We start from the raw sequence: 18,949 nt of genomic DNA on the forward strand, positions 1-18,949 counted from the left end.
TAAAAATCAGGGTGGGTTTTTTTTTTGTAACAAAAACAAAAAATTAATACTAAAAGAGTAATTTTACAAAAATCAAAAAATTAGTATGAACAATATACTTGAAGTTAAGAACGTGGTAAAAACCTATGGTGATTATACTGCTCTTAATGAAGTCTCTTTAACCATTCCTAAAGGTAGTATTTACGGATTATTAGGTCCAAATGGTGCCGGAAAAACATCCCTAATTCGAATAATCAATCAAATTACCATGCCCGATGGAGGCGAAATTCTTCTGGATGGCGAAAAACTAAACCTCAATCATATTCAATCAATTGGTTATATGCCCGAAGAACGTGGTTTGTATAAAACCATGAAAGTAGGCGAGCAGTGTTTGTATTTGGCACAATTAAAAGGATTGAGCAAAGCTGAAGCTACTAAAGAATTGAAGTATTGGTTCGAGCGATTGGAAATTCAAGGTTGGTGGAACAAAAAGATTCAAGAGCTTTCAAAAGGTATGGCGCAAAAGATTCAATTTGTGGTAACAGTGTTACATAAGCCAAAATTATTGATTCTTGATGAACCATTTTCTGGTTTTGACCCAGTGAATGCTAATTTGATTAAAGATGAAATCATCGAATTGAACAAACAAGGAACTTCGGTTATTTTCTCAACGCATCGTATGGAAAGCGTTGAAGAAATGTGCGACCATATTGCCTTGATTCATAAATCAAATAAATTGATAGAAGGAAAGCTATCCGACGTTAAGAAAGAATACAGAACGAATACCTATGATGTTGGAATTCTAACCGATAATGTTGAAGGTTTAATGTTTGATTTAACCCAAAAGTTTACATTAACACAAACCGATTTCAAATCATTAAACGACGAGTTAAAACTGGCCATCAATCTTGGTGATGCTACGCCTAATGAATTGCTGAACACATTAGTACAACGCGGTCAGGTGACTCATTTTGTAGAAAAAATTCCAAGTGTGAACGATATTTTCATTAAAACGGTAAGTGAATAATTATGAGTAAGTTAAGTTTAATTATCAGAAGAGAGTTTTTAGCTAAAGTTCGCAACAAATCATTTATCGTGATGACCTTTTTAAGTCCGTTGCTCTTTGTTGGAATTGGAGTTTTCGTTGGTTTTTTAAGCACCATGAAACCCGAAGTAAAAACCATTGCCGTACACGACGAAACTGGGAAATATTTTGAGCTACTAAAGAGCAGCGATGAATACCATTACACTAATTTTTCAGCCATTGATATTAAGACATTAAAAGATAGCATTGTTTCTGAAGCCTACGAAGGATTGCTTTTAATACCAAACGAAACCAACCCAGATTCTTTGGCAAAAAGCATCGATTACATCTCTAACGACAGTCCCGATTTTGATATTATTTCCGATTTAGAGAAAACCATTGGCCAGTCCATTACGCAACAAAAGTATGCTTCAAACGGATTAGACACGTTAAAGATTAAAGAACTTAAATCCAAAGTAGCCATCAACATCAAAAAGGCATCGGGTGAGAAATCCATTCAAGGGTTAAACTGGATAAAAACCATTGCTGGTGGTGCTTTTGGCTATTTAATCATGATGTTTATTGTCTTGTATGGCAACATGGTGATGCGCAGCGTAATTGAAGAAAAAACATCTCGAATTATCGAAGTCATCATCTCTTCAGTAAAACCATTTCAGTTAATGATGGGTAAAATTGTAGGTACATCGTTAGCAGGTATATTACAATTCCTAATCTGGGCAATACTTGGTCTGTCGGCTATGTTTATTATGTCTTCAGTATTTGGAGTACAAGTAGGAACAACCGCTGCCGAAGGTCAAAAAGCAATGGAAATGGCGCAAAATGAAATGAGCAACGCACAGTTATACTTCCAAGAAGTTTGGAACTTACCAATAGCAACTATTTTAATATCGTTTATACTTTACTTCATTGGCGGTTATTTTCTTTACAGCTCATTCTATGCAGCCATTGGCGCAGCTGTTGATAACGAAACCGATTCACAGCAGTTCTTGTTACCAATAATACTACCATTAATCCTCGGAGTTTACATTGGCTTTTTCACAGTAATCAATGATCCTCACGGAACTATTGCCACGGTCTTCTCATTCATTCCATTAACCTCACCAATTGTCATGATGATGCGCATACCGTTTGGCGTTCCTGTGTGGCAAATTGCCTTATCGTTGGTGTTGCTATTCGGAACGTTTATATTGGTAGTTTGGTTTGCGTCAAAAATATACAGAGTAGGTATTTTAATGTACGGCAAAAAACCTTCGTGGAAAGAATTGTATAAATGGTCAAAGTTTTAAGATGAAAAAGATAACTTTCTTACTGATATTGGTTTTGTATTCTGCAAATCTTTCAGCACAGAAAGAAGCAGTACAAAAAACTATCGAAACTTTCTTTGAAGGATTTCATGCAAAGGATCCCCTTAAAATCAAATCCACTTGTAGTGATGCCATCATTTTGCAGTCAATATCCGAAAACACTAAAGGCAATAAACTTTCAAACGAAACGGCTAATGCTTTTTATAAATCAATGGCCGCTATTGCTGCTGATGTTCAATTCGAAGAAAGAATATTGAGTTATAACATTCAGGTTGATGGTTCGATGGCTCACGTTTGGATGCCTTATGAATTTTATGTCAACGGAAAAAAGAGTCATGGCGGTGTCAATGCATTCACCTTGTATTTAGAAGGAACTACCTGGAAAATAATACATCTGATAGATACCCGAAGAAAATAAACGTTTAACAATCCGCCATATTCACCGCAATAGCAAGTCCGCCTTCCGAGGTTTCTTTGTATTTTGAGTTCATATCTTTAGCCGTTTGCCACATCGTGTTAATTACCTTGTCCAAAGGCACTTTAGCATTCTTAGCATCGGTTTCAAAAGCAAGTTCCGCAGCATTGATGGCCTTGATAGCACCCATAGTATTGCGCTCAATACACGGAATCTGCACCAATCCACCAATTGGGTCACAAGTTAACCCAAGATGATGTTCCATAGCAATTTCGGCAGCCATTAAAACCTGGTCAGGCGTTCCACCCATTACTTCACAGAGTGCGCCAGCAGCCATGGCAGATGAAACACCTATCTCGGCTTGGCATCCACCCATAGCGGCAGAAATGGTTGAACCTTGTTTAAACAAACTTCCTATTTCGCCAGCAACCATCAGGAACTGTTTGATTTCTTTTTCGCCAGCGTTGTGGTTTTCAATCACCAGATAATACATTAACACCGCAGGAATAACACCCGCACTACCATTAGTAGGCGCAGTAACCACTCTTCCTAGCGATGCATTCACTTCGTTAACCGCCAATGCAAAACACGAAACCCATTTCAGGATTTGGCGAAACTTTACTTCGGTTTTTCTTATCGTTTCCAGCCATTCCTGTGGCGTAGAATAATTAGCAAGCCCAATCAATCCTTGGTGCATATCAAAAGCGCGGCGTCTAACGTTCAAACCACCCGGCAAGATGCCTTCAGAGTGGCAACCAATGTACATGCATTCCAACATCGTGTGCCATATTTTCATCAATTCTTTATTGATTTCTTTTTCGCTACGCATCGATTTCTCGTTAATCCATACGATTTCCGAAATAGATTTCCCTTCCTCCGTGCAATAGTTCAAAAGCATGTCGGCATTATCAATCAAATAAGGGAAAGCACACTTGAATTCCATTTTCTTCTTCGCGTTGATCCGTTCTTCTACTACTACAAAACCACCACCAATAGAGTAGTAGGTGTTCGAGTAGTTGCCAAGCTCGGTAGTAGCTGTGAAAGTCATTCCGTTGGCATGAAACGGCAGGAAGTTTTTATTAAAAACAATATCAGTATCCGGATTAAACGTAATGGCGTTTTCGTTCCCCAGATTCAGTTGATGCGTTTTCTGTATCGTCTTGATGATGCTGTCAATATCTTGCACCGGTATCGTTACTGGGTCTTGTCCACTAAGCCCAAGCATCACCGCCAGGTCAGTAGCATGTCCTTTTCCGGTTAGCGATAGCGAACCATACAAATCCACTTTCACCGAAACAATAGTATCCAGTATTTTTTCTTCACGAAGCTCGTTCAAAAAACGTTCTGCGGCGCGCCACGGACCAAGTGTGTGCGAGCTTGATGGCCCAACACCTATTTTTAGCATGTCAAATACAGAGATACACTCTTCCATTACGATAACGATTTAGTTAGGGCAAATATAAGTATTTATAATTACCAATTTCCAATTACAAATCACGTTTTAACCAACCCAATAAGGAACAATCCAGTATAAATAAATTACAATCCAAACGTACAAGCAAGTATTCGAAACGTACAAGCAAGTATTCCAAACGTACAGGCAAGTATTCCAAACGTACAGGCAAGTATTCGAAACTTACATCAAAGTATTCCAAACGTACAGGCAAGTATTCGAAACGTACAGGCAAGTATTTGCAAATGACAGGCAAGTATTAGCAAATGACATCAAAGTATTTGCAAATGACAGGCAAGTATTCGCAAATGACAACCAAGTAATTGCAAACGACAACCAAGTATTTGCAAACGACAGGCAAGTATTCGCAAATGACATCAAAGTATTTGCAAACGACAGGCAAGTATTAGCAAATGACATCAAAGAATTTACCATGAATAAACTGCTTTTTTTGCTCAAAGTGAGGAAAACCGTAAAACACTTTAAAAGTTTTTTTAGTACTTTGATAAAATTAGAGGGAAATCCCCCCTTTTTTTTGAGAAAGAGATTGTTTACTTTTGGAAATATAAAACGAAACAAACATTCGCTAATCTACCCGATTTTGGGTGTATAGACGAAACTTTGTTGCGCTTATACACAAGTTGGCAGACATATTATGACGAAACTACTAAAAATCACATTTATCTTAATATTAATACTTTCTACGAGTTGTGAAAAGACTATGAGCGAAGTAGATTTTGAAAAAAATGTGATGACTGAAATTTTACCGAGTTTAATTGATTCAACATGTATGGACAGAAGAATGATGTTGAATTTTCCACCGAAATATGGCGAGTTGATTTTTGACAAAGAAGGTCGATACATAAGAACTGACTCTACAAAAGCAACTAACGAAGAAAAAAAGGCTTTATTAGAATGGAAAAGAAGAAATTTAGAAATTGAAAACGATACTTCAAAAATTATAGTTGCATTTGAATCAAAAATCAAGTTTAACAATGAAGACTTAAGAGAAGACTTTGAAAAGCATTTTAAAGGAGCAAAACTTCAAAAACTTAAGAAAGAAGATAGTTTAGAATATAAAATCGATATTGAAAAAATTAAACTTAAAGGCAAATTCAAACTAATGGATTTAAGTAAGTTTCCCGAAAAAGATAAAATATGGGGAACCAAATACAATTTCAATTTTTCAGGTGTAGCATATTTTAGAAAAATACAGTTTGATACAACTAAAAAGTACGGAATCCTTGACGGAGGTTTTGTTTGCGGCGGAAAATGTGGTCAGGGATTTAGAATATACATTAAAAAAGTAAACGGAAAATGGAAAGTTGACAAGATTGATGGAACTTGGATAGTTTAGAATAAATACGTCTGCCAACAGCCGTTAACCGCTATTGCTGGATTTTCGTGGTTTCACGTCTTTTTTTCACGTAAAAATATTATCTTAGCTGACAGTACGCAGTTCGCTGGAATCGCAACAGTCGGTTAGCGGCGAAACGTTATACCGCATTTAACCAAAATTGTTATGAAGAAGTTTATCTTTCTATCGATTTATTTAATCACAATTTTTCATTTGAATGCTCAAGTCAAACTTGACGGCAAAATAATTTCTGCCAAAACAAAACTAAAACCAAGTGAAGAAGTAATGATTACTGTAAAAGAAACCAATGAAAAATCTTTTACAGATTCTTTGGGAAATTTCACTTTATACAAGCTTGACAAAAACAAACAATATTCAATGGAATTATTTTCATTTCTGTATGGAAAAGTAAGCATAGAATTTGAAACTCAAAATGAAGATCAATTAACCAAAACTTTTGAAGTTATTGCTAATTGTGATTTTGATGGTGAAACTGCCAAAAATGAATGGAAAAACAAATCGGCAAAACTTTACTTGATTGGTTCAATTGCTCCGATTGCTAATTCCAAAAATGATAAAAAGTTTGAAAAAAAATATAACATACAATATTTTGATTTTGGTTGCACTCCGGCGCCGTTAGAGTGTATAATAGAATATAACAATGAGATTTTAAAACTAATGGAAATAAAATACGGTGAAGAATGGAAAAAAGAAATCCGAAAAGATGTCGTAATAAACTAAACGCGGTATAACAGCGGTTTGGCGCAATGGCTACTTTATTTTTCTTTAGCCGGAAACTACTAAGTTCACTTTTTTGCTATATTTACAACTATCAATGAATACGCGCCACTGCGTCCAAGCCGCGGCACGTTAGCCGTGATTTTGAATAACCCCCGCTACCGCGCGAGTCTTTCGCGTGGTTTAATTAATAACCCAGCTCCACAAAATCTCCCAACTTCCTATCTATAAAAACTTCAAAGCGAGAGGCAAAAGCCTTTCGCTTTTTTATTCAACTCAAAACCTAAATCAAAAAAAGGGGGAAACCCCCCTAAAAAAAGGGGGAAATCCCCCTATTTTATTTAAAAGGAACTAACTAGCTTTGGATAAGCGTTCCTTTTATACTTAAAAGCATAAAAATACTATCAGATAATCCAACAAAATAATTAAGTAGTATTTTAAATAATTATGTATTTAAACGATTATTATATACTTTTAATCGATAGTAAAGCTAAATTCATACTATTAATTTGTAATCCGATTACATATAAATCTTCAAATTTTGTGCATTTCATCGATTTTTTAACCAAGATTAAAAAATTTTGCTAAAGCTTTGTAACCAGCAAGTTAAAGATTCCCAGATCTACTTGAAAACATTTTTTATAACCTTTTAAATTGTAATGCTATGTCAGCACGAAATGAAAACATCGTAACGATGCAAAGAGCAGTAGTCTCTTTTAATGCAGAACAGCCAGCTTCTATCAAGGATTCAATGCCTGGCTACAACCTCTTAAACGATTCGTTGAACGCAAAAACCAACCAAATTGGTGCGCTCACGGGTAACCAAGGGCTAAGTCTCGTTGGTTTCCGTCTCAACAAATCCAACAGTAAAGAAAAATTAGTAACAGAAATCATGACAATTGTCTTTGCAGCGCGTGCCTATGGCGCAGCTACCAACGATAATGTGTTACTAACTTGGATGAAAGCCTTCTCTCAAACTAGTTTAGTTAGAATGAGAGACACTTACACTATCAATTACTCAGAAGAAATCATTAACAAAGCTACTGCTATTCAGGTAGATTTAGAACCTTACGGTATTACTACTGATTTTCTACAAAAAGCAACCGATTTATGGAATGAATACAAAGTCGAACTTTCTATTCCTAGAAATCGTCTTTCAGACCGTAAAACAATAAATTCTCAAATCAGTCAGCTATTAAAAGAGTGTAAACCAATCCTGTTCCAAATGGACGCTTTGGTAAGTTCAATTAGAAATTTACAGCCAACATTTTGGCGTACCTATTTCAACAACCGTATAATTGTCAATCATCACGGCAGCGTGCTTTCAGTGCGTGGTTACGTTACAGATGCAAACGGTAATCCGGTAGATAAAGTAATAGTTACTGCCGCTAATGGCGAAAGAACTACCAAAACTACTGCCAAAGGCTATTTCGAGTTCAAAAACTTACCATTAGGAATTGACACTATCAAATTCTCAAAAGTAATGTACATCGAAACCGCTCAAACAGTGGGTATCGTAAAAGGCGAAAGAATACAACTAAACATCACCTTAGAAAATGCGCAAACCAATGAAGGCGCAGCATAAAATTCAATTAGTCTTTCCATCCATGAAAATCCTGTTTCAATATAGATTCAGGATTTTTTTTATGCAATCATTCTACCACTACCAAATTTAAAGAAGCAGTTTCCAGTTCATAGAATAAATACTATCTTGCAATTACTAAACAATAAGTTCATAAAGAAACCAATAATAACATGAAAAAATACACATTACTACTGTTAACATTTTTTGGAATGACGCAATCACAAGCACAGGAAGACCAATACTTATGGCTCGAAGAAGTTGACGGCGACAAGGCTATGGAATTTGTTAACGAGCTAAACCAAAACACCTTTGAAGAGCTGAGCAAGTGGAAAAGCTATAAATCAATCTACAACAAGTCCTTAGAAATTTATAATTCCTCTGATAAAATTGCCACTCCAAGCATCAGAGGAAAATACATTTACAATTTTTGGAAAGACAAAGACCATGTTCGAGGCATTTGGAGAAGATGCTTATCATCAGAGTATAAAAACAAAAACATACAATGGGAAACCCTCATAGACATTGATGCTATGGCAAAGAAAGACAATGTCAAATGGGTTTTTAAAGGAGCAGTAGGCTTGAGTCCTGAGTACAACCGTTTTTTAATTCAGCTTTCAAAAGGCGGTGGCGATGCCGTTGAGGTTCGTGAGTTTGACGCCGAAAAAAAGCAGTTCCTCAAAGACGGTTTTTACCTCGAAGAGTCTAAAGGTAGCGTAGCTTATCTGGATGAAAATACATTAATCGTTTCTGTAGATTTTGGAAGAGGAACCATGACTACTTCGGGCTATCCAAGCCAAGTAAGACTATGGAAACGCAACACGCCACTAAAAGAGGCAAAATTACTATACGAAGGAAGAAATAAAGATGTAGGTATTGGCGGAAGCATCCTTCGCGATAACGATACAAAATATGTCTATATCAGCAGAGCAACTACTTTTTTCACCAGTACCAAAATAATTTGGAAAGACGGCAAAACAGTTGAGTTAGACCTACCAGTAGACAGTCAGATCAATGGTATTTTAAACAATCAGCTATTAGTAAAATTAAAATCAGACTGGCAAATATTTTTTAAAACCTATAAAAGTGGCTCACTGGTAAGCTTAAACATGACTGAGCTTTTAAATGGAAAAAAAGAAGTTTCCCTGGTGCTTGAACCCGATGCACTTTCAAGTATAACAAGTGTTGCTAAAACCAAGAACAAATTGATAATTAATCTGCTAACCAATGTTACCAGTCATCTTTATAATTGTTCGTTTAATAACGGTGTATGGAAAAGAGAAGAGGTAAAAGCACCTGAATTAGGTACTATAGAAATTGAAACCTCAGACGAGAACTCCGATGAATACTATTTTACTTTCGAGAATTTTTTAACTCCGTCAACTTTATATGTGGCAGATGCAAGTCGCAACAATGTTACACCTATCAAACCATTACCATCCTTTTTTGACGCCAGCAACTACGAAGTAAAACAATACCAAGCAAAATCAAAAGATGGAACCATGGTGCCTTATTTCATGGTTGCTTCAAAAGGAATGAAACTCGATGGCACAAACCCAACACTTATATATGCCTACGGAGGATTTGAAATAGCAGAGCAACCTTTTTATGCTGCTTCTTACGGTGATTCATGGTTAAAAGAAGGTGGTGTTTTTGTCTTGGCTAACATCCGTGGTGGTGGCGAGTTTGGTCCAAAATGGCATCAAGACGGGATGAAAGAAAAAAGACAAAATGTTTTTGATGATTTATATGCCGTATCCGAAGATTTAATTGCAAAAAAAGTAACCACACCACAACATTTAGGCGTTATGGGTGGAAGCAATGGTGGTTTATTAGTTGGAGTGGCATTTACACAACGACCTGATTTGTATAACGCAGTGGTTTGTGAAGTTCCATTGCTCGATATGCAACGCTATAATAAACTGTTGGCAGGTGCAAGCTGGATGGGAGAATACGGAAACCCTGATGTTCCTGCCGAGTGGGAATACATTCAAAAATATTCGCCTTATCAAAATGTGAAAGAAGGAGTAAAGTATCCTGAAGTACTTTTTATAACCTCTACCCGCGATGATAGAGTGCATCCTGGTCATGCCAGAAAAATGGCGGCTAAAATGAACGACATGGGGTATAAAATCTATTATTACGAAAACATAGAAGGAGGACACGCGGGTTCGTCTACTAACGACCAATTGGCCAAAAGAAATGCTATCCGATTTTCGTATTTGTTGATGAAGTTGAAATCGTAAGCAATTAAAAAAAATATGTCAAAATTAATTATGTGGAACGTCATCACGTTAGATGGCTATTTTGAAGGAAATGAAAAATGGGATTTGTCTTTTCATGAGAAAATATGGGGAGACGAACTCGAGAAACTATCAGTTGAGCAATTGCATGCAGCCGATTGTTTGATTTTTGGTAGAGTAACCTATGAAGGTATGGCCGCCTACTGGAAAGATGGTGTTGGCGAAATAGCCGATTTAATGAATTCCATTCCTAAAATTGTTTTTTCAACTACATTACCATCAGCCGATTGGCAAAACACTACACTTATTCAAGAAAATGTAGCTGCGGTTATAAAGGAACTCAAAGCCAAGAGTACTAAAGATATTTATGTTTTCGGTAGCGCAAACCTTTCTGAGACTTTTGTAAACGAAAACCTCTTTGATGAATACCGCATTGGGATTGCTCCTGTAATTTTAGGAAGTGGTCATCCACTTTTTGAACAAGGTATTGTACCAAAAAATTTAACTTTAATTTCTACACAACCACTTGCAACTGGTGGAGTAGTGCTTACTTATGTTTCAAAGTAACGTTCAATAACGGTTTTAAATAATAATTACCAATTAATAAATAACCAATTTCAATCAAAAGCTTTTAGTGATATTGCATTCCAATTTGTACATTTGGGAAAAAGAAAATAAACTATGAAAATTGTAATCTCTCCAGCAAAATCGCTGAATTTTGATAAAGAATTACCAACTACTCAACATACAGAACCTGCTTTTTTAAAACAAGCAGCAACCATACAAAAGACCTTAAAAAAGAAAAAGCCAAAACAATTGATGGCTTTAATGGATATTTCAGAAAAATTGGCTGAACTGAATTGGCAACGTAATCAAGAATGGAATGTTCCCTTTACTACTGAAAATGCAAGACCTGCAGTCTATACTTTTGATGGCGATGTTTATGTTGGTCTAGATGTGTATAGTTTACCATTGGATAAGTTAGATGTTTTACAGTCTAAACTAAGAATATTATCAGGATTATATGGTTTGCTGAAACCGCTTGATTTAATGCAGGCTTACCGTTTGGAAATGGGTACAACTTTACCAATCGGTAAAAACAAAAACCTTTATGAGTTTTGGAAAAAAACAATCACCAAAACTTTAAACGAGGAACTTCAAAAAGGTGAATTATTTATCAATTTGGCAAGTAATGAGTACTTCAGTGCGGTAGATACAAAAGCATTAAAAGTGCCAGTAATCACTCCAGAGTTTAAAGACTATAAAGACGGAAAATTGAAAATGATTAGCTTCTTTGCTAAGAAAGCACGTGGAATGATGGTGCGCTACATCATTGATACCAACGCAGAAACGCTAGAAGATTTAAAAGGATTTAATTATGAAGGTTATGCTTTTGATGCTAACCTAAGCAAGGGAAACAAACTAGTTTTTACGAGATAAATTATACGTAAAGATACTCTTCATACTCACGGATTGTTTCACGAGTTGCTTTCTTTTGGTCACGCGCTAATTCGCGCATGGCTTCTACACCTTTTTTAGCACAGCGTTTTACTTTTGCCAATCGAGTAGAGAAGGAGTGTAGTTTTTTAATTTCTTCAGGAGAAAGTTTGTTTTCCAATTCATCAATGAAAGAACTAAATTCATTAATAACCACTTTGCTTTCATCGTAATCTGATTTTAAATCATCAAAAAACTCATTGATTTCTTTGCTTATTTCGTTGCTAATATCTTCACTCTTTTTACGAAGTTCTACTAGTACTTTCTTTTCGTGACTGTTAAAAATCCCCATGATTGATTAAAGTTTTGGTTAGTAAACAAAATAACGTTAATTTCAAAGTTAAATAATATTTATTATAAAATAATAAAATTGTTAATAACTTGTAAATTAATAAGTTGCTTAATGCATGGCATCGCTCATGCTCACTTTGTTTTTCGACCTTTTAATCAATAAAGTTATTGGAATACACAGAAGAAACAAAACTCCCAAATAAAGAAATACGTCCATATATGAAAGTACTGTGCTTTGTTTGGTCACGCCAAAATCTAATACTTTATATGCTTTTTCAAGCGCAACATCATAACTGAAACCTTTTGACATAAAACCTCTTTGCAAAGCAGCTATTCTTTCTTGAACTACTGTTTTTGCAGGATCAAGATGACTGATGAGGTTTACTCTATGTTCTTGGTTAAATCGTGCGATAAAAGTTGTAATAATAGCAATTCCAAAAGAACCACCAAGCTGACGCATCATTCCGGTCATTGCTGCACCTTCGCCTATGCTTTTTCCAGATAATGTGGATAATGCTAAAGTGGTAATAGGTACAAATAGCAATCCTAATCCAACACCACGCATGATTAATGGCCAAAAGAAATTTTCTACACCAGTATCGGGTGTCATTTCGATATGCATCCAATAAGAAAAAATAAAGAAAATAAAGAACCCAATGGCAACCATATACGATTGAGGTATTCCTTTTTGTATCATTCGCCCAATAAAAGGCATCAATATGGCAGTGGTTATTGAACTTGGAACTAATATTAATCCAGCATCAGTTGCAGTCCAACCCAATATAGATTGCGTATAAAGCGGAATAATAAAAGTTGAACCATACAATCCAAAACCTAAAATGAAACACATAACAGTTCCTATTCTAAGATTTCCGTCTTTTAACACTCTTAAATTCACAATTGGAAACTCATAAGTCATTTCACGCCAAATGAAGAAAAATAAACCTAATAAACTAACCACCGATAAGAACGTAATGGTTCCATCGTTAAACCAATCATCTTGTTGTCCGTGTTCTAAAACGTATTGTAACGAACCTACAAAAGCAGAGAGTAAAAAGATACCAATCCAATCCACTTGATTGGCTTTTAATTTGTTACCGTATTTTGGACTTCTAACAAAAGTTAATGTCAGGAACGTAGCAATAATTCCAATTGGGATATTGATATAGAAAATATAAGGCCAAGAATAATTATCAACCAAATAACCACCTAACGGCGGACCAAGAGTAGGACCAACAATTACACCCATTCCGTAGATAGCTTGTGCCATTCCACGTTTTTCAACAGGATAACTTTCGGTTATAATGGTTTGTGCAGTTACTAAAAGTGCACCACCACCAAGACCTTGAATAAAACGGAAAGCTACTAATTCCCAAATGTTGGTTGCCTGTCCACACATGAACGAAGCAACTGTAAAAATGATAATTGAAGTAGCAAAATAGTTTCTTCTTCCAAATTGTTGTGACAACCAACTTGTCATAGGTATCACAATTACATTGGCAATGGCATAAGCGGTAATTACCCAAGCAATATCGGTTAAAGTAGCGCCCAAAGTACCACGCATATTGTTTAGCGCCACGTTAACAATAGTGGTGTCAACAATTTCGAGCAAGGCACAAAGCACTGCTGTAATGGTAATGATTACTCTGCGAAAACCATATTCAACTAAATCTTCTTGAACAACTGCTGTTGACATCTAGTATTATTTTAAAATTACATCAACTTCAGCATTCATCCCTGAACGTAGCAATTGCAATTTTTCTTTATCATTATTACTCGTAAAATTAATTCGAACAGGAAGCCTTTGAACAGTTTTTACAAAGTTACCACTGGCATTATCTGGTGGTAAAAGCGAAAATTTTGAACCTGTTGCTGGAGAAAAAGAAGTCAATTCGCCTTCAAATTTAATATCAGGAAAAGCATCAATAACTAAATTTACTTTTTGTCCTATGTGCATTTTGTCCAATTGAGTTTCTTTAAAGTTTGCAACAACCCATGTTTCCTGATTGTTGATGATGTAAAACAACGATTGTCCAGCTTGAACCAATTGTCCTGGTTGAATGTCAATAGTTGATACTTGTCCATCTATACTTGCAGTAACAACAGTGTAGCCTAAGTTCAGGTTAGCTGCTTCAAGCATAGCTTTAGCTTTTTGAACATTTGCTGAGGCTACATCAACTTGTTTTGAGCTTACATTGTTTCGGGCAGAAGCAACAGTTTTTTGATAAGATGAAGCTTTTTGTTGATTTTGTATAATTTGTAATTGGCTTTCTGCTTCTTGTTTTGCAGCTTCAGCTTGTTCATATTGTTGTTTTGTAATCGAATGATTTTTATACAAATTGCTGTAACGTTCAAAATCATTAGTTGCTCTGCGAAGTCTTATTTTAGCGGTTTCAATTGAACCATTTGCCGATTGAATATTTGCATCAGAAACAGAAATTCCCGCTTGCGATGTTCCAATATCAGCTTTAGCAACTTCCAAATTGCTTTCTGCAATAGCAACTGCAGCTTTGGCTTCTTCAACTTTAACTACATAATCGCTGTTGTCGATAACAAAAAGAGTATCGCCTTGTTTTACAAGTTGGTTGTCTTTTACATAAACCTTAGTAATATACCCTGAAACTCTTGGAATAATTGGATTCATTTTTTTAGCAACCTGTGCATCATCTGTAGTTTCATGTGATAACGAATGAAAAAATTTGTAACCACCATAGGTTAACCCTAGTGCAAGAATTACTATAAAGATTAATTTAAATTTTGTATTTGTTTTTTTAGTTTCCATATCTGTTGCAGTAATTTTTTAGTTGATGTTTAATGATGATGATAATGTTCCGTTTGCAAATTGAAGCTCGTAATATTTTTGGGCAACGTCTGCTTTTGAAAGGGCTTGATTTATTTTGGCTTGTAGCGCTTCAAAATCAGCTTCCAGTAAATCGTTAGTATCCGATAGACTATTGTCGTACTTGTCTTTTACAATTCTATAGTTTTCGGTTGCTTGAACAACTGCTTTTTCATAAACAAAGCTTTGTTTCAAAGAAAGTTTATAATTTTCATTGGCTTGAAATACTTCTTCATTAATTTGATTTTGAAGTAAATTGATAGCGATTTCAGTTTCTTTAGCTTTGCTTTGAGCTAGTTTTACCTCTTTTCCATTTTTAAATATTGATGAAAGGTCATAAGAAAGACCAATTCCAAAATTCATAGCATTAGTAACGGTTATAACATTATTCAAATCCAAAGCAATATATCCGGCAGATAATGCTAACGATGGATAATAGTTTCCTTTAGCAACTTTTACAGCACTTTCTGAAGCCGATTTTTTTAATTCCAAAGCTTTTAAATCGTTGCGTTCACCTGAGAATTCTTTTTGATTTTCGGTCAATTCTTTTTTGATTGCTTCAATGTCAATTTCAACCTGTGTTGACTCAGGTAGTTTTAAAAGTGTAACCAACTTGTGGTTTGCAATTGCTGTATTTTTCTTTGAGTTTTCAAGTGCTAACTCAATGTTGGATTGTTGTAATTGAGCTTTCAATAAATCGTTTCGAGCAATCAAACCATTTTCTTCCATTGCAGTAAAATCTTTGACACGTTGAATGGCAGTTTTTAAATTCTCTTCAATGATAAGTGTCATTTGTTGTGTTTTGTAAAGCGAAGAAAACAATTCAACTACATCTAGTCCAATTTGCTCTTTAGAGTGCTTTTCTGTGAACTTTTCAGATTGATATAGGCTTTCAGATGTTTTGATACTATTCTTAAGTTTAAAACCGCTAAAAATAGGTAACGATGCATTTACTTGTCCTAACAAAAGTTGGTCAACTTTTAAAGGCTTGCTCGGTTCAGAAGATGAATTTTGATTAGAGCTCAAGTTTGAATCAACATTTGCATTTGATAATCGCATGTATTGACCAGAAGCTTTCAAACTTGGATAACGGTTGTTTTTAACGTTTTCTAATTCCAATTCTGAAGTTTCTACTTTGGTTTTAGCTAAAGTTGCAGCATCACTATTGGTTACGGCAATTTGGATAGCATCTTTTAAGGTTAGTAGTTTCTTTTCCTGCGCTTGATTGTTAACAAAAACCATCAGAAAGAAAATCAGGAAAGCTATTTTATTAATTTTCATAAACTAAAAGTGCTTTAATTGTTTTTTGTATGTGAAGAGTTAAATCGTTTAAAACATAGTTTTCAAAAGCTGCTTCACTATGTAAGCCAAGCAATTCTTTGTAGTAAACAGCATTCATTTGAAATTGAAGATAACTTCCCATGATAATTGTTGGAAGTAATGGAACATTAATGTTTTTCTGAAAAAGTCCTTGTTGTTGACCTTCTTTTACAATATTTTCAATCAGTCTTAAATTTTCGTTTTTTGCTTTTGTGAATGTAGCCAAATCAATATCTCTTTTTTTAGAAGAAATTTCAAAATGCAAAATTTGATAAATGCATTTATTCTTATTGATTCGTTTGATGTAAAACTCAATTAGTTTTTCCATCTTTTGAATAGGAGAGATGTTTTCTTGATTTAGGTTTTCTAATTCCAATTTGAAAGATGAAATTCGATATAAAACCAAAGCTTCTAAAAGCTTTTCTTTTGAGCCAAAATAATAAGATATCATGGCAACATTTATGTTGGCAATTTTGGCAATATCTCTAACCGATGTTCCATCAAATCCTTTCTCTGCAAATAGCTGTTCGGCTACCTGAAGTATTTCAATTTGTTTCTCGTTAAAATCAGTCATGATTTTTGAATGTTTATTTAACGACTGCAAAATTAAACACTTGTTTAAATTAAACGTTTGTTTAATTGTTTTTTAACGAAATATTAACAAAAAAAGCATCATAGAGAATATCTATACTTAAAATTTATTATATTGTAAGTCAATAATATATTATGTAATTATTAAAGTATAAGTTTTAGTAAAGGAAAATTCGATTAAGATTAAAGCACAAGATTGCTTTTTTAAAATTAATCAAAGAAATAACATCTCAATAAACAATTTTTTTGTTCGAATAATTGTTTTTAGTGATAAATTTAAATGAAAAATGGGATTCTTATGGTGATTAAAGATATTGTTTGTGAAATAGTTTAGATTAAGTGTTTTATACATCTTTAAATCAACTACATGATGTAGTTTTAAAAAAATATTTTTTAATTGTTAATCCAATTTTCTAAAATCTTCTTTCCAAATGGTGTTAAGATACTTTCGGGATGAAATTGAACGCCTTTTACATCAAAATTTTTATGTCTGATTGACATGATTTCACCATCAAAATCGGTTGAGGTTATTTCTAAACTTTGAGGAAAATTGTCTTTAGAAATTACCCAAGAATGATAACGACCAACTTCAAATTGATTGGGTAAATCTGTAAAAAGTTCTTCGCCGTTTACTGTTAGATTTACGGTTGTTGCAACACCGTGAAATACTTTTTCGAGGTTGATTAAGCTTCCGCCAAAAACTTCTCCAATGGCTTGCTGACCTAAACAAATCCCTAAAATACTTTTTGTTGAATAATATTTTTGAATAATTGCTTTTAACATTCCTGCTTCATCAGGAATTCCTGGACCAGGTGAAAGCAGTATTTTGTCAAAAGATTCTAGTTCACTTAGCTCTAATTCGTCATTTCTAAAGACAGTGACTACTGCATTCAAATCCTCTAAATAATGAACCAAATTATAGGTAAAACTATCATAGTTGTCAATAACAGCAATCTTTTTCATAGTGATTTGAATTGTGACAAATTTAGTATTTTATCTTAATTTAAGTAAAACAAAAAACCTCGAATAAAATTCGAGGCTTTTCTTTTCATAGCAATTATTCCCTTTATTAGAATTGTAGATTAACGTTTAATTCAAATTCATCGTTAATAGCTTTATCTCCTAAGTTATCAAAGAAACTTCCAGAACCGTATTTGATATCAAATTTAGTTCTATCAACCATTAACTTAGCTGAAGCAGTATTTCCTTTTACTGTAATGTCAAAAGATACAGAATTTGTAATTCCTTTGATTGTTAAATCAGCAGTTACTGTGTAAACTCCATTTCCTTTTGAACCAATTTTTTTGAAATCTAAAGTTGAAGTTGCAAATTTATCTGTTCCAAAAAAATCATCTGCTTTTAAATGTCCTTCTAATTTTTCTTTTCCTTTTCCAGCTTCTAAATCAGTTACATTAATTGAAGTCATATCAACTGTAAAACTTCCACCTTTTAAAGCATTTTTTTCAAAAACTAAAGTTCCGCTTTGAAAAGAAATAGTTCCCGAATGTTGGCCAGTTACTTTTTTACCAACCCAGTTAATGATACTTTTATCAGTGTTAATTTTTTTGTTCTGAGCTGTAGCAATAGTTGTTCCTAAAGCTACTACTAATGTTAATGCAATTGTTTTTAAATTTTTCATTGTAATTAATTTTAAAGTTATAGTTATATATTAATAAATAATTCTTCATTTGATTTGCGAACCTTCGCAAAGTTTTGGGTCATGTCTTCTTCATGACGATAGCCTATTGTAGCTATAATGCTAGTATTTAGGCCAAGTTCGTTTAAACCTAAAATTTCATTTACTTTTTCAGGTTCAAAACCTTCCATTGGTGTAACATCTATTTTAAGTTCTGCAGCAGCATTTAATAAGTTTCCTAATGCTAAATAGGTCTGTTTTGATGTCCAAGTGTTTTTCTCTTCTTTTGATAAAGGATTAATTTTCATTTTCATAAAATCAGCATATCCTTGAACTGAAGATAATTCAATACCACGAGTAGTGGTTAAATTTTTAATGTAATTATCGATTTGTTCATCTCCAAAATCAACTATGTTAGCAAAAACAATTACTTGTGAAGCATCAACAATTTGAGCTTGATTCCATGCAGCAGGTTGTAATTTTGCTCTTAATTCGGGATTATCAATTATAAATACTTTGTAAGGTTGTAATCCATAAGATGATGCACTCAATCGGATGGCTTCTTTCAACGTTTCTAAATCTTCATTTGATACTTTTTTTGAAGCATCAAATTTTTTTGTGGCATAACGCCAATTGGCATTTTTTATAAAGTTTGACAT

18 protein-coding genes are annotated in these 18,949 nt (G+C 34.3%); 9 read left to right on the plus strand and 9 right to left on the minus strand.

What is annotated here, in order from left to right; translation table 11 throughout:
* Nucleotides 1-85 precede the first annotated feature (85 nt).
* From RN605_RS00495 to RN605_RS00505, 3 genes are read left to right on the plus strand one after another with little or no spacing between them, the layout of a single operon-like run.
* Nucleotides 86-1,006 (plus strand): ABC transporter ATP-binding protein, encoded by a 921-nt coding sequence (locus RN605_RS00495; protein WP_313321445.1) that lies wholly within the window; start codon nucleotides 86-88, stop codon nucleotides 1,004-1,006.
* A 2-nt stretch (nucleotides 1,007-1,008) separates the two neighbouring features.
* The gene (locus RN605_RS00500) at nucleotides 1,009-2,310 is read left to right on the plus strand and encodes an ABC transporter permease (RefSeq protein ID WP_313321446.1); all 1,302 of its coding nucleotides are present in this window, start codon (nucleotides 1,009-1,011) and stop codon (nucleotides 2,308-2,310) included.
* Between the two features lies 1 nt (nucleotide 2,311).
* Nucleotides 2,312-2,746 (plus strand): nuclear transport factor 2 family protein, encoded by a 435-nt coding sequence (locus RN605_RS00505; protein ID WP_313321447.1) that lies wholly within the window; start codon nucleotides 2,312-2,314, stop codon nucleotides 2,744-2,746.
* A gap of 4 nt (nucleotides 2,747-2,750) precedes the next feature.
* Here RN605_RS00505 and RN605_RS00510 read toward each other — a convergent pair whose 3' ends face one another.
* Nucleotides 2,751-4,175: an L-serine ammonia-lyase gene (locus tag RN605_RS00510; RefSeq protein WP_313321448.1), complete on the minus strand. Its 1,425-nt coding sequence runs from the start codon at nucleotides 4,173-4,175 to the stop codon at nucleotides 2,751-2,753.
* Nucleotides 4,176-4,917: 742 nt separating this feature from the next.
* Here RN605_RS00510 and RN605_RS00515 point away from each other — a divergent pair.
* From RN605_RS00515 to yaaA, 6 genes are all read left to right on the plus strand, one after another.
* Complete coding sequence (locus tag RN605_RS00515; RefSeq protein WP_313321449.1) at nucleotides 4,918-5,553, plus strand: hypothetical protein; 636 nt, start codon at nucleotides 4,918-4,920, stop codon at nucleotides 5,551-5,553.
* A 165-nt stretch (nucleotides 5,554-5,718) separates the two neighbouring features.
* Entirely contained in the window at nucleotides 5,719-6,294 is a 576-nt protein-coding gene (locus RN605_RS00520) for an FEKKY domain-containing protein (RefSeq protein ID WP_313321450.1), read from the plus strand.
* 661 nt (nucleotides 6,295-6,955) lie between these two features.
* A complete protein-coding gene (locus RN605_RS00525; protein ID WP_313321451.1) occupies nucleotides 6,956-7,876 on the plus strand; it encodes a carboxypeptidase-like regulatory domain-containing protein in 921 nt (306 codons plus the stop codon).
* 170 nt (nucleotides 7,877-8,046) lie between these two features.
* Nucleotides 8,047-10,119, plus strand: coding sequence for a prolyl oligopeptidase family serine peptidase (locus tag RN605_RS00530; protein ID WP_313321452.1), 2,073 nt, complete (start codon nucleotides 8,047-8,049; stop codon nucleotides 10,117-10,119).
* Between the two features lie 15 nt (nucleotides 10,120-10,134).
* Nucleotides 10,135-10,683 (plus strand): dihydrofolate reductase family protein, encoded by a 549-nt coding sequence (locus tag RN605_RS00535; protein ID WP_313321453.1) that lies wholly within the window; start codon nucleotides 10,135-10,137, stop codon nucleotides 10,681-10,683.
* A gap of 114 nt (nucleotides 10,684-10,797) precedes the next feature.
* A complete protein-coding gene (gene yaaA / locus RN605_RS00540) occupies nucleotides 10,798-11,556 on the plus strand; it encodes a peroxide stress protein YaaA (protein WP_313321454.1) in 759 nt (252 codons plus the stop codon).
* Nucleotide 11,557: 1 nt separating this feature from the next.
* Here yaaA and RN605_RS00545 read toward each other — a convergent pair whose 3' ends face one another.
* The 8 genes from RN605_RS00545 to RN605_RS00580 form a co-directional block, all read right to left on the minus strand.
* Complete coding sequence (locus tag RN605_RS00545; RefSeq protein ID WP_313321455.1) at nucleotides 11,558-11,905, minus strand: hypothetical protein; 348 nt, start codon at nucleotides 11,903-11,905, stop codon at nucleotides 11,558-11,560.
* Between the two features lie 108 nt (nucleotides 11,906-12,013).
* The gene (locus tag RN605_RS00550; RefSeq protein ID WP_313321456.1) at nucleotides 12,014-13,600 is read right to left on the minus strand and encodes a DHA2 family efflux MFS transporter permease subunit; all 1,587 of its coding nucleotides are present in this window, start codon (nucleotides 13,598-13,600) and stop codon (nucleotides 12,014-12,016) included.
* A 6-nt stretch (nucleotides 13,601-13,606) separates the two neighbouring features.
* The gene (locus tag RN605_RS00555) at nucleotides 13,607-14,686 is read right to left on the minus strand and encodes an HlyD family secretion protein (RefSeq protein WP_313321457.1); all 1,080 of its coding nucleotides are present in this window, start codon (nucleotides 14,684-14,686) and stop codon (nucleotides 13,607-13,609) included.
* Between the two features lie 18 nt (nucleotides 14,687-14,704).
* Nucleotides 14,705-16,024: a TolC family protein gene (locus RN605_RS00560; protein ID WP_313321458.1), complete on the minus strand. Its 1,320-nt coding sequence runs from the start codon at nucleotides 16,022-16,024 to the stop codon at nucleotides 14,705-14,707.
* A complete protein-coding gene (locus RN605_RS00565) occupies nucleotides 16,014-16,637 on the minus strand; it encodes a TetR family transcriptional regulator (protein WP_313321459.1) in 624 nt (207 codons plus the stop codon). The genes RN605_RS00560 and RN605_RS00565 overlap by 11 nt, the downstream gene beginning before the upstream one ends.
* A 410-nt stretch (nucleotides 16,638-17,047) precedes the next feature.
* Nucleotides 17,048-17,617, minus strand: coding sequence for an anthranilate synthase component II (locus RN605_RS00570; RefSeq protein WP_313321460.1), 570 nt, complete (start codon nucleotides 17,615-17,617; stop codon nucleotides 17,048-17,050).
* Between the two features lie 106 nt (nucleotides 17,618-17,723).
* Nucleotides 17,724-18,293, minus strand: a complete 570-nt coding sequence (locus tag RN605_RS00575; RefSeq protein ID WP_313321461.1) for a YceI family protein — start codon at nucleotides 18,291-18,293, stop codon at nucleotides 17,724-17,726.
* Between the two features lie 23 nt (nucleotides 18,294-18,316).
* Nucleotides 18,317-18,949 (minus strand): NAD(P)H-dependent oxidoreductase, encoded by a 633-nt coding sequence (locus tag RN605_RS00580; protein ID WP_313321462.1) that lies wholly within the window; start codon nucleotides 18,947-18,949, stop codon nucleotides 18,317-18,319.

This window comes from Flavobacterium sp. PMTSA4, assembly GCF_032098525.1.
Taxonomy (GTDB): Bacteria; Bacteroidota; Bacteroidia; order Flavobacteriales; family Flavobacteriaceae; genus Flavobacterium; species Flavobacterium capsici.

Coding starts and splice junctions, on each gene's coding strand:
- RN605_RS00525 (WP_313321451.1), top strand. CDS start 6,956: ATGTCAGCACGAAATGAAAACATCGTAACGATGCAAAGAGCAGTAGTC.
- RN605_RS00500 (WP_313321446.1), top strand. CDS start 1,009: ATGAGTAAGTTAAGTTTAATTATCAGAAGAGAGTTTTTAGCTAAAGTT.
- yaaA (WP_313321454.1), top strand. CDS start 10,798: ATGAAAATTGTAATCTCTCCAGCAAAATCGCTGAATTTTGATAAAGAA.
- RN605_RS00550 (WP_313321456.1), bottom strand. CDS start 13,600: ATGTCAACAGCAGTTGTTCAAGAAGATTTAGTTGAATATGGTTTTCGC.
- RN605_RS00520 (WP_313321450.1), top strand. CDS start 5,719: ATGAAGAAGTTTATCTTTCTATCGATTTATTTAATCACAATTTTTCAT.
- RN605_RS00530 (WP_313321452.1), top strand. CDS start 8,047: ATGAAAAAATACACATTACTACTGTTAACATTTTTTGGAATGACGCAA.
- RN605_RS00575 (WP_313321461.1), bottom strand. CDS start 18,293: ATGAAAAATTTAAAAACAATTGCATTAACATTAGTAGTAGCTTTAGGA.
- RN605_RS00510 (WP_313321448.1), bottom strand. CDS start 4,175: ATGGAAGAGTGTATCTCTGTATTTGACATGCTAAAAATAGGTGTTGGG.
- RN605_RS00565 (WP_313321459.1), bottom strand. CDS start 16,637: ATGACTGATTTTAACGAGAAACAAATTGAAATACTTCAGGTAGCCGAA.
- RN605_RS00505 (WP_313321447.1), top strand. CDS start 2,312: ATGAAAAAGATAACTTTCTTACTGATATTGGTTTTGTATTCTGCAAAT.
- RN605_RS00580 (WP_313321462.1), bottom strand. CDS start 18,949: ATGTCAAACTTTATAAAAAATGCCAATTGGCGTTATGCCACAAAAAAA.
- RN605_RS00555 (WP_313321457.1), bottom strand. CDS start 14,686: ATGGAAACTAAAAAAACAAATACAAAATTTAAATTAATCTTTATAGTA.
- RN605_RS00495 (WP_313321445.1), top strand. CDS start 86: ATGAACAATATACTTGAAGTTAAGAACGTGGTAAAAACCTATGGTGAT.
- RN605_RS00545 (WP_313321455.1), bottom strand. CDS start 11,905: ATGGGGATTTTTAACAGTCACGAAAAGAAAGTACTAGTAGAACTTCGT.
- RN605_RS00560 (WP_313321458.1), bottom strand. CDS start 16,024: ATGAAAATTAATAAAATAGCTTTCCTGATTTTCTTTCTGATGGTTTTT.
- RN605_RS00535 (WP_313321453.1), top strand. CDS start 10,135: ATGTCAAAATTAATTATGTGGAACGTCATCACGTTAGATGGCTATTTT.
- RN605_RS00570 (WP_313321460.1), bottom strand. CDS start 17,617: ATGAAAAAGATTGCTGTTATTGACAACTATGATAGTTTTACCTATAAT.
- RN605_RS00515 (WP_313321449.1), top strand. CDS start 4,918: ATGAGCGAAGTAGATTTTGAAAAAAATGTGATGACTGAAATTTTACCG.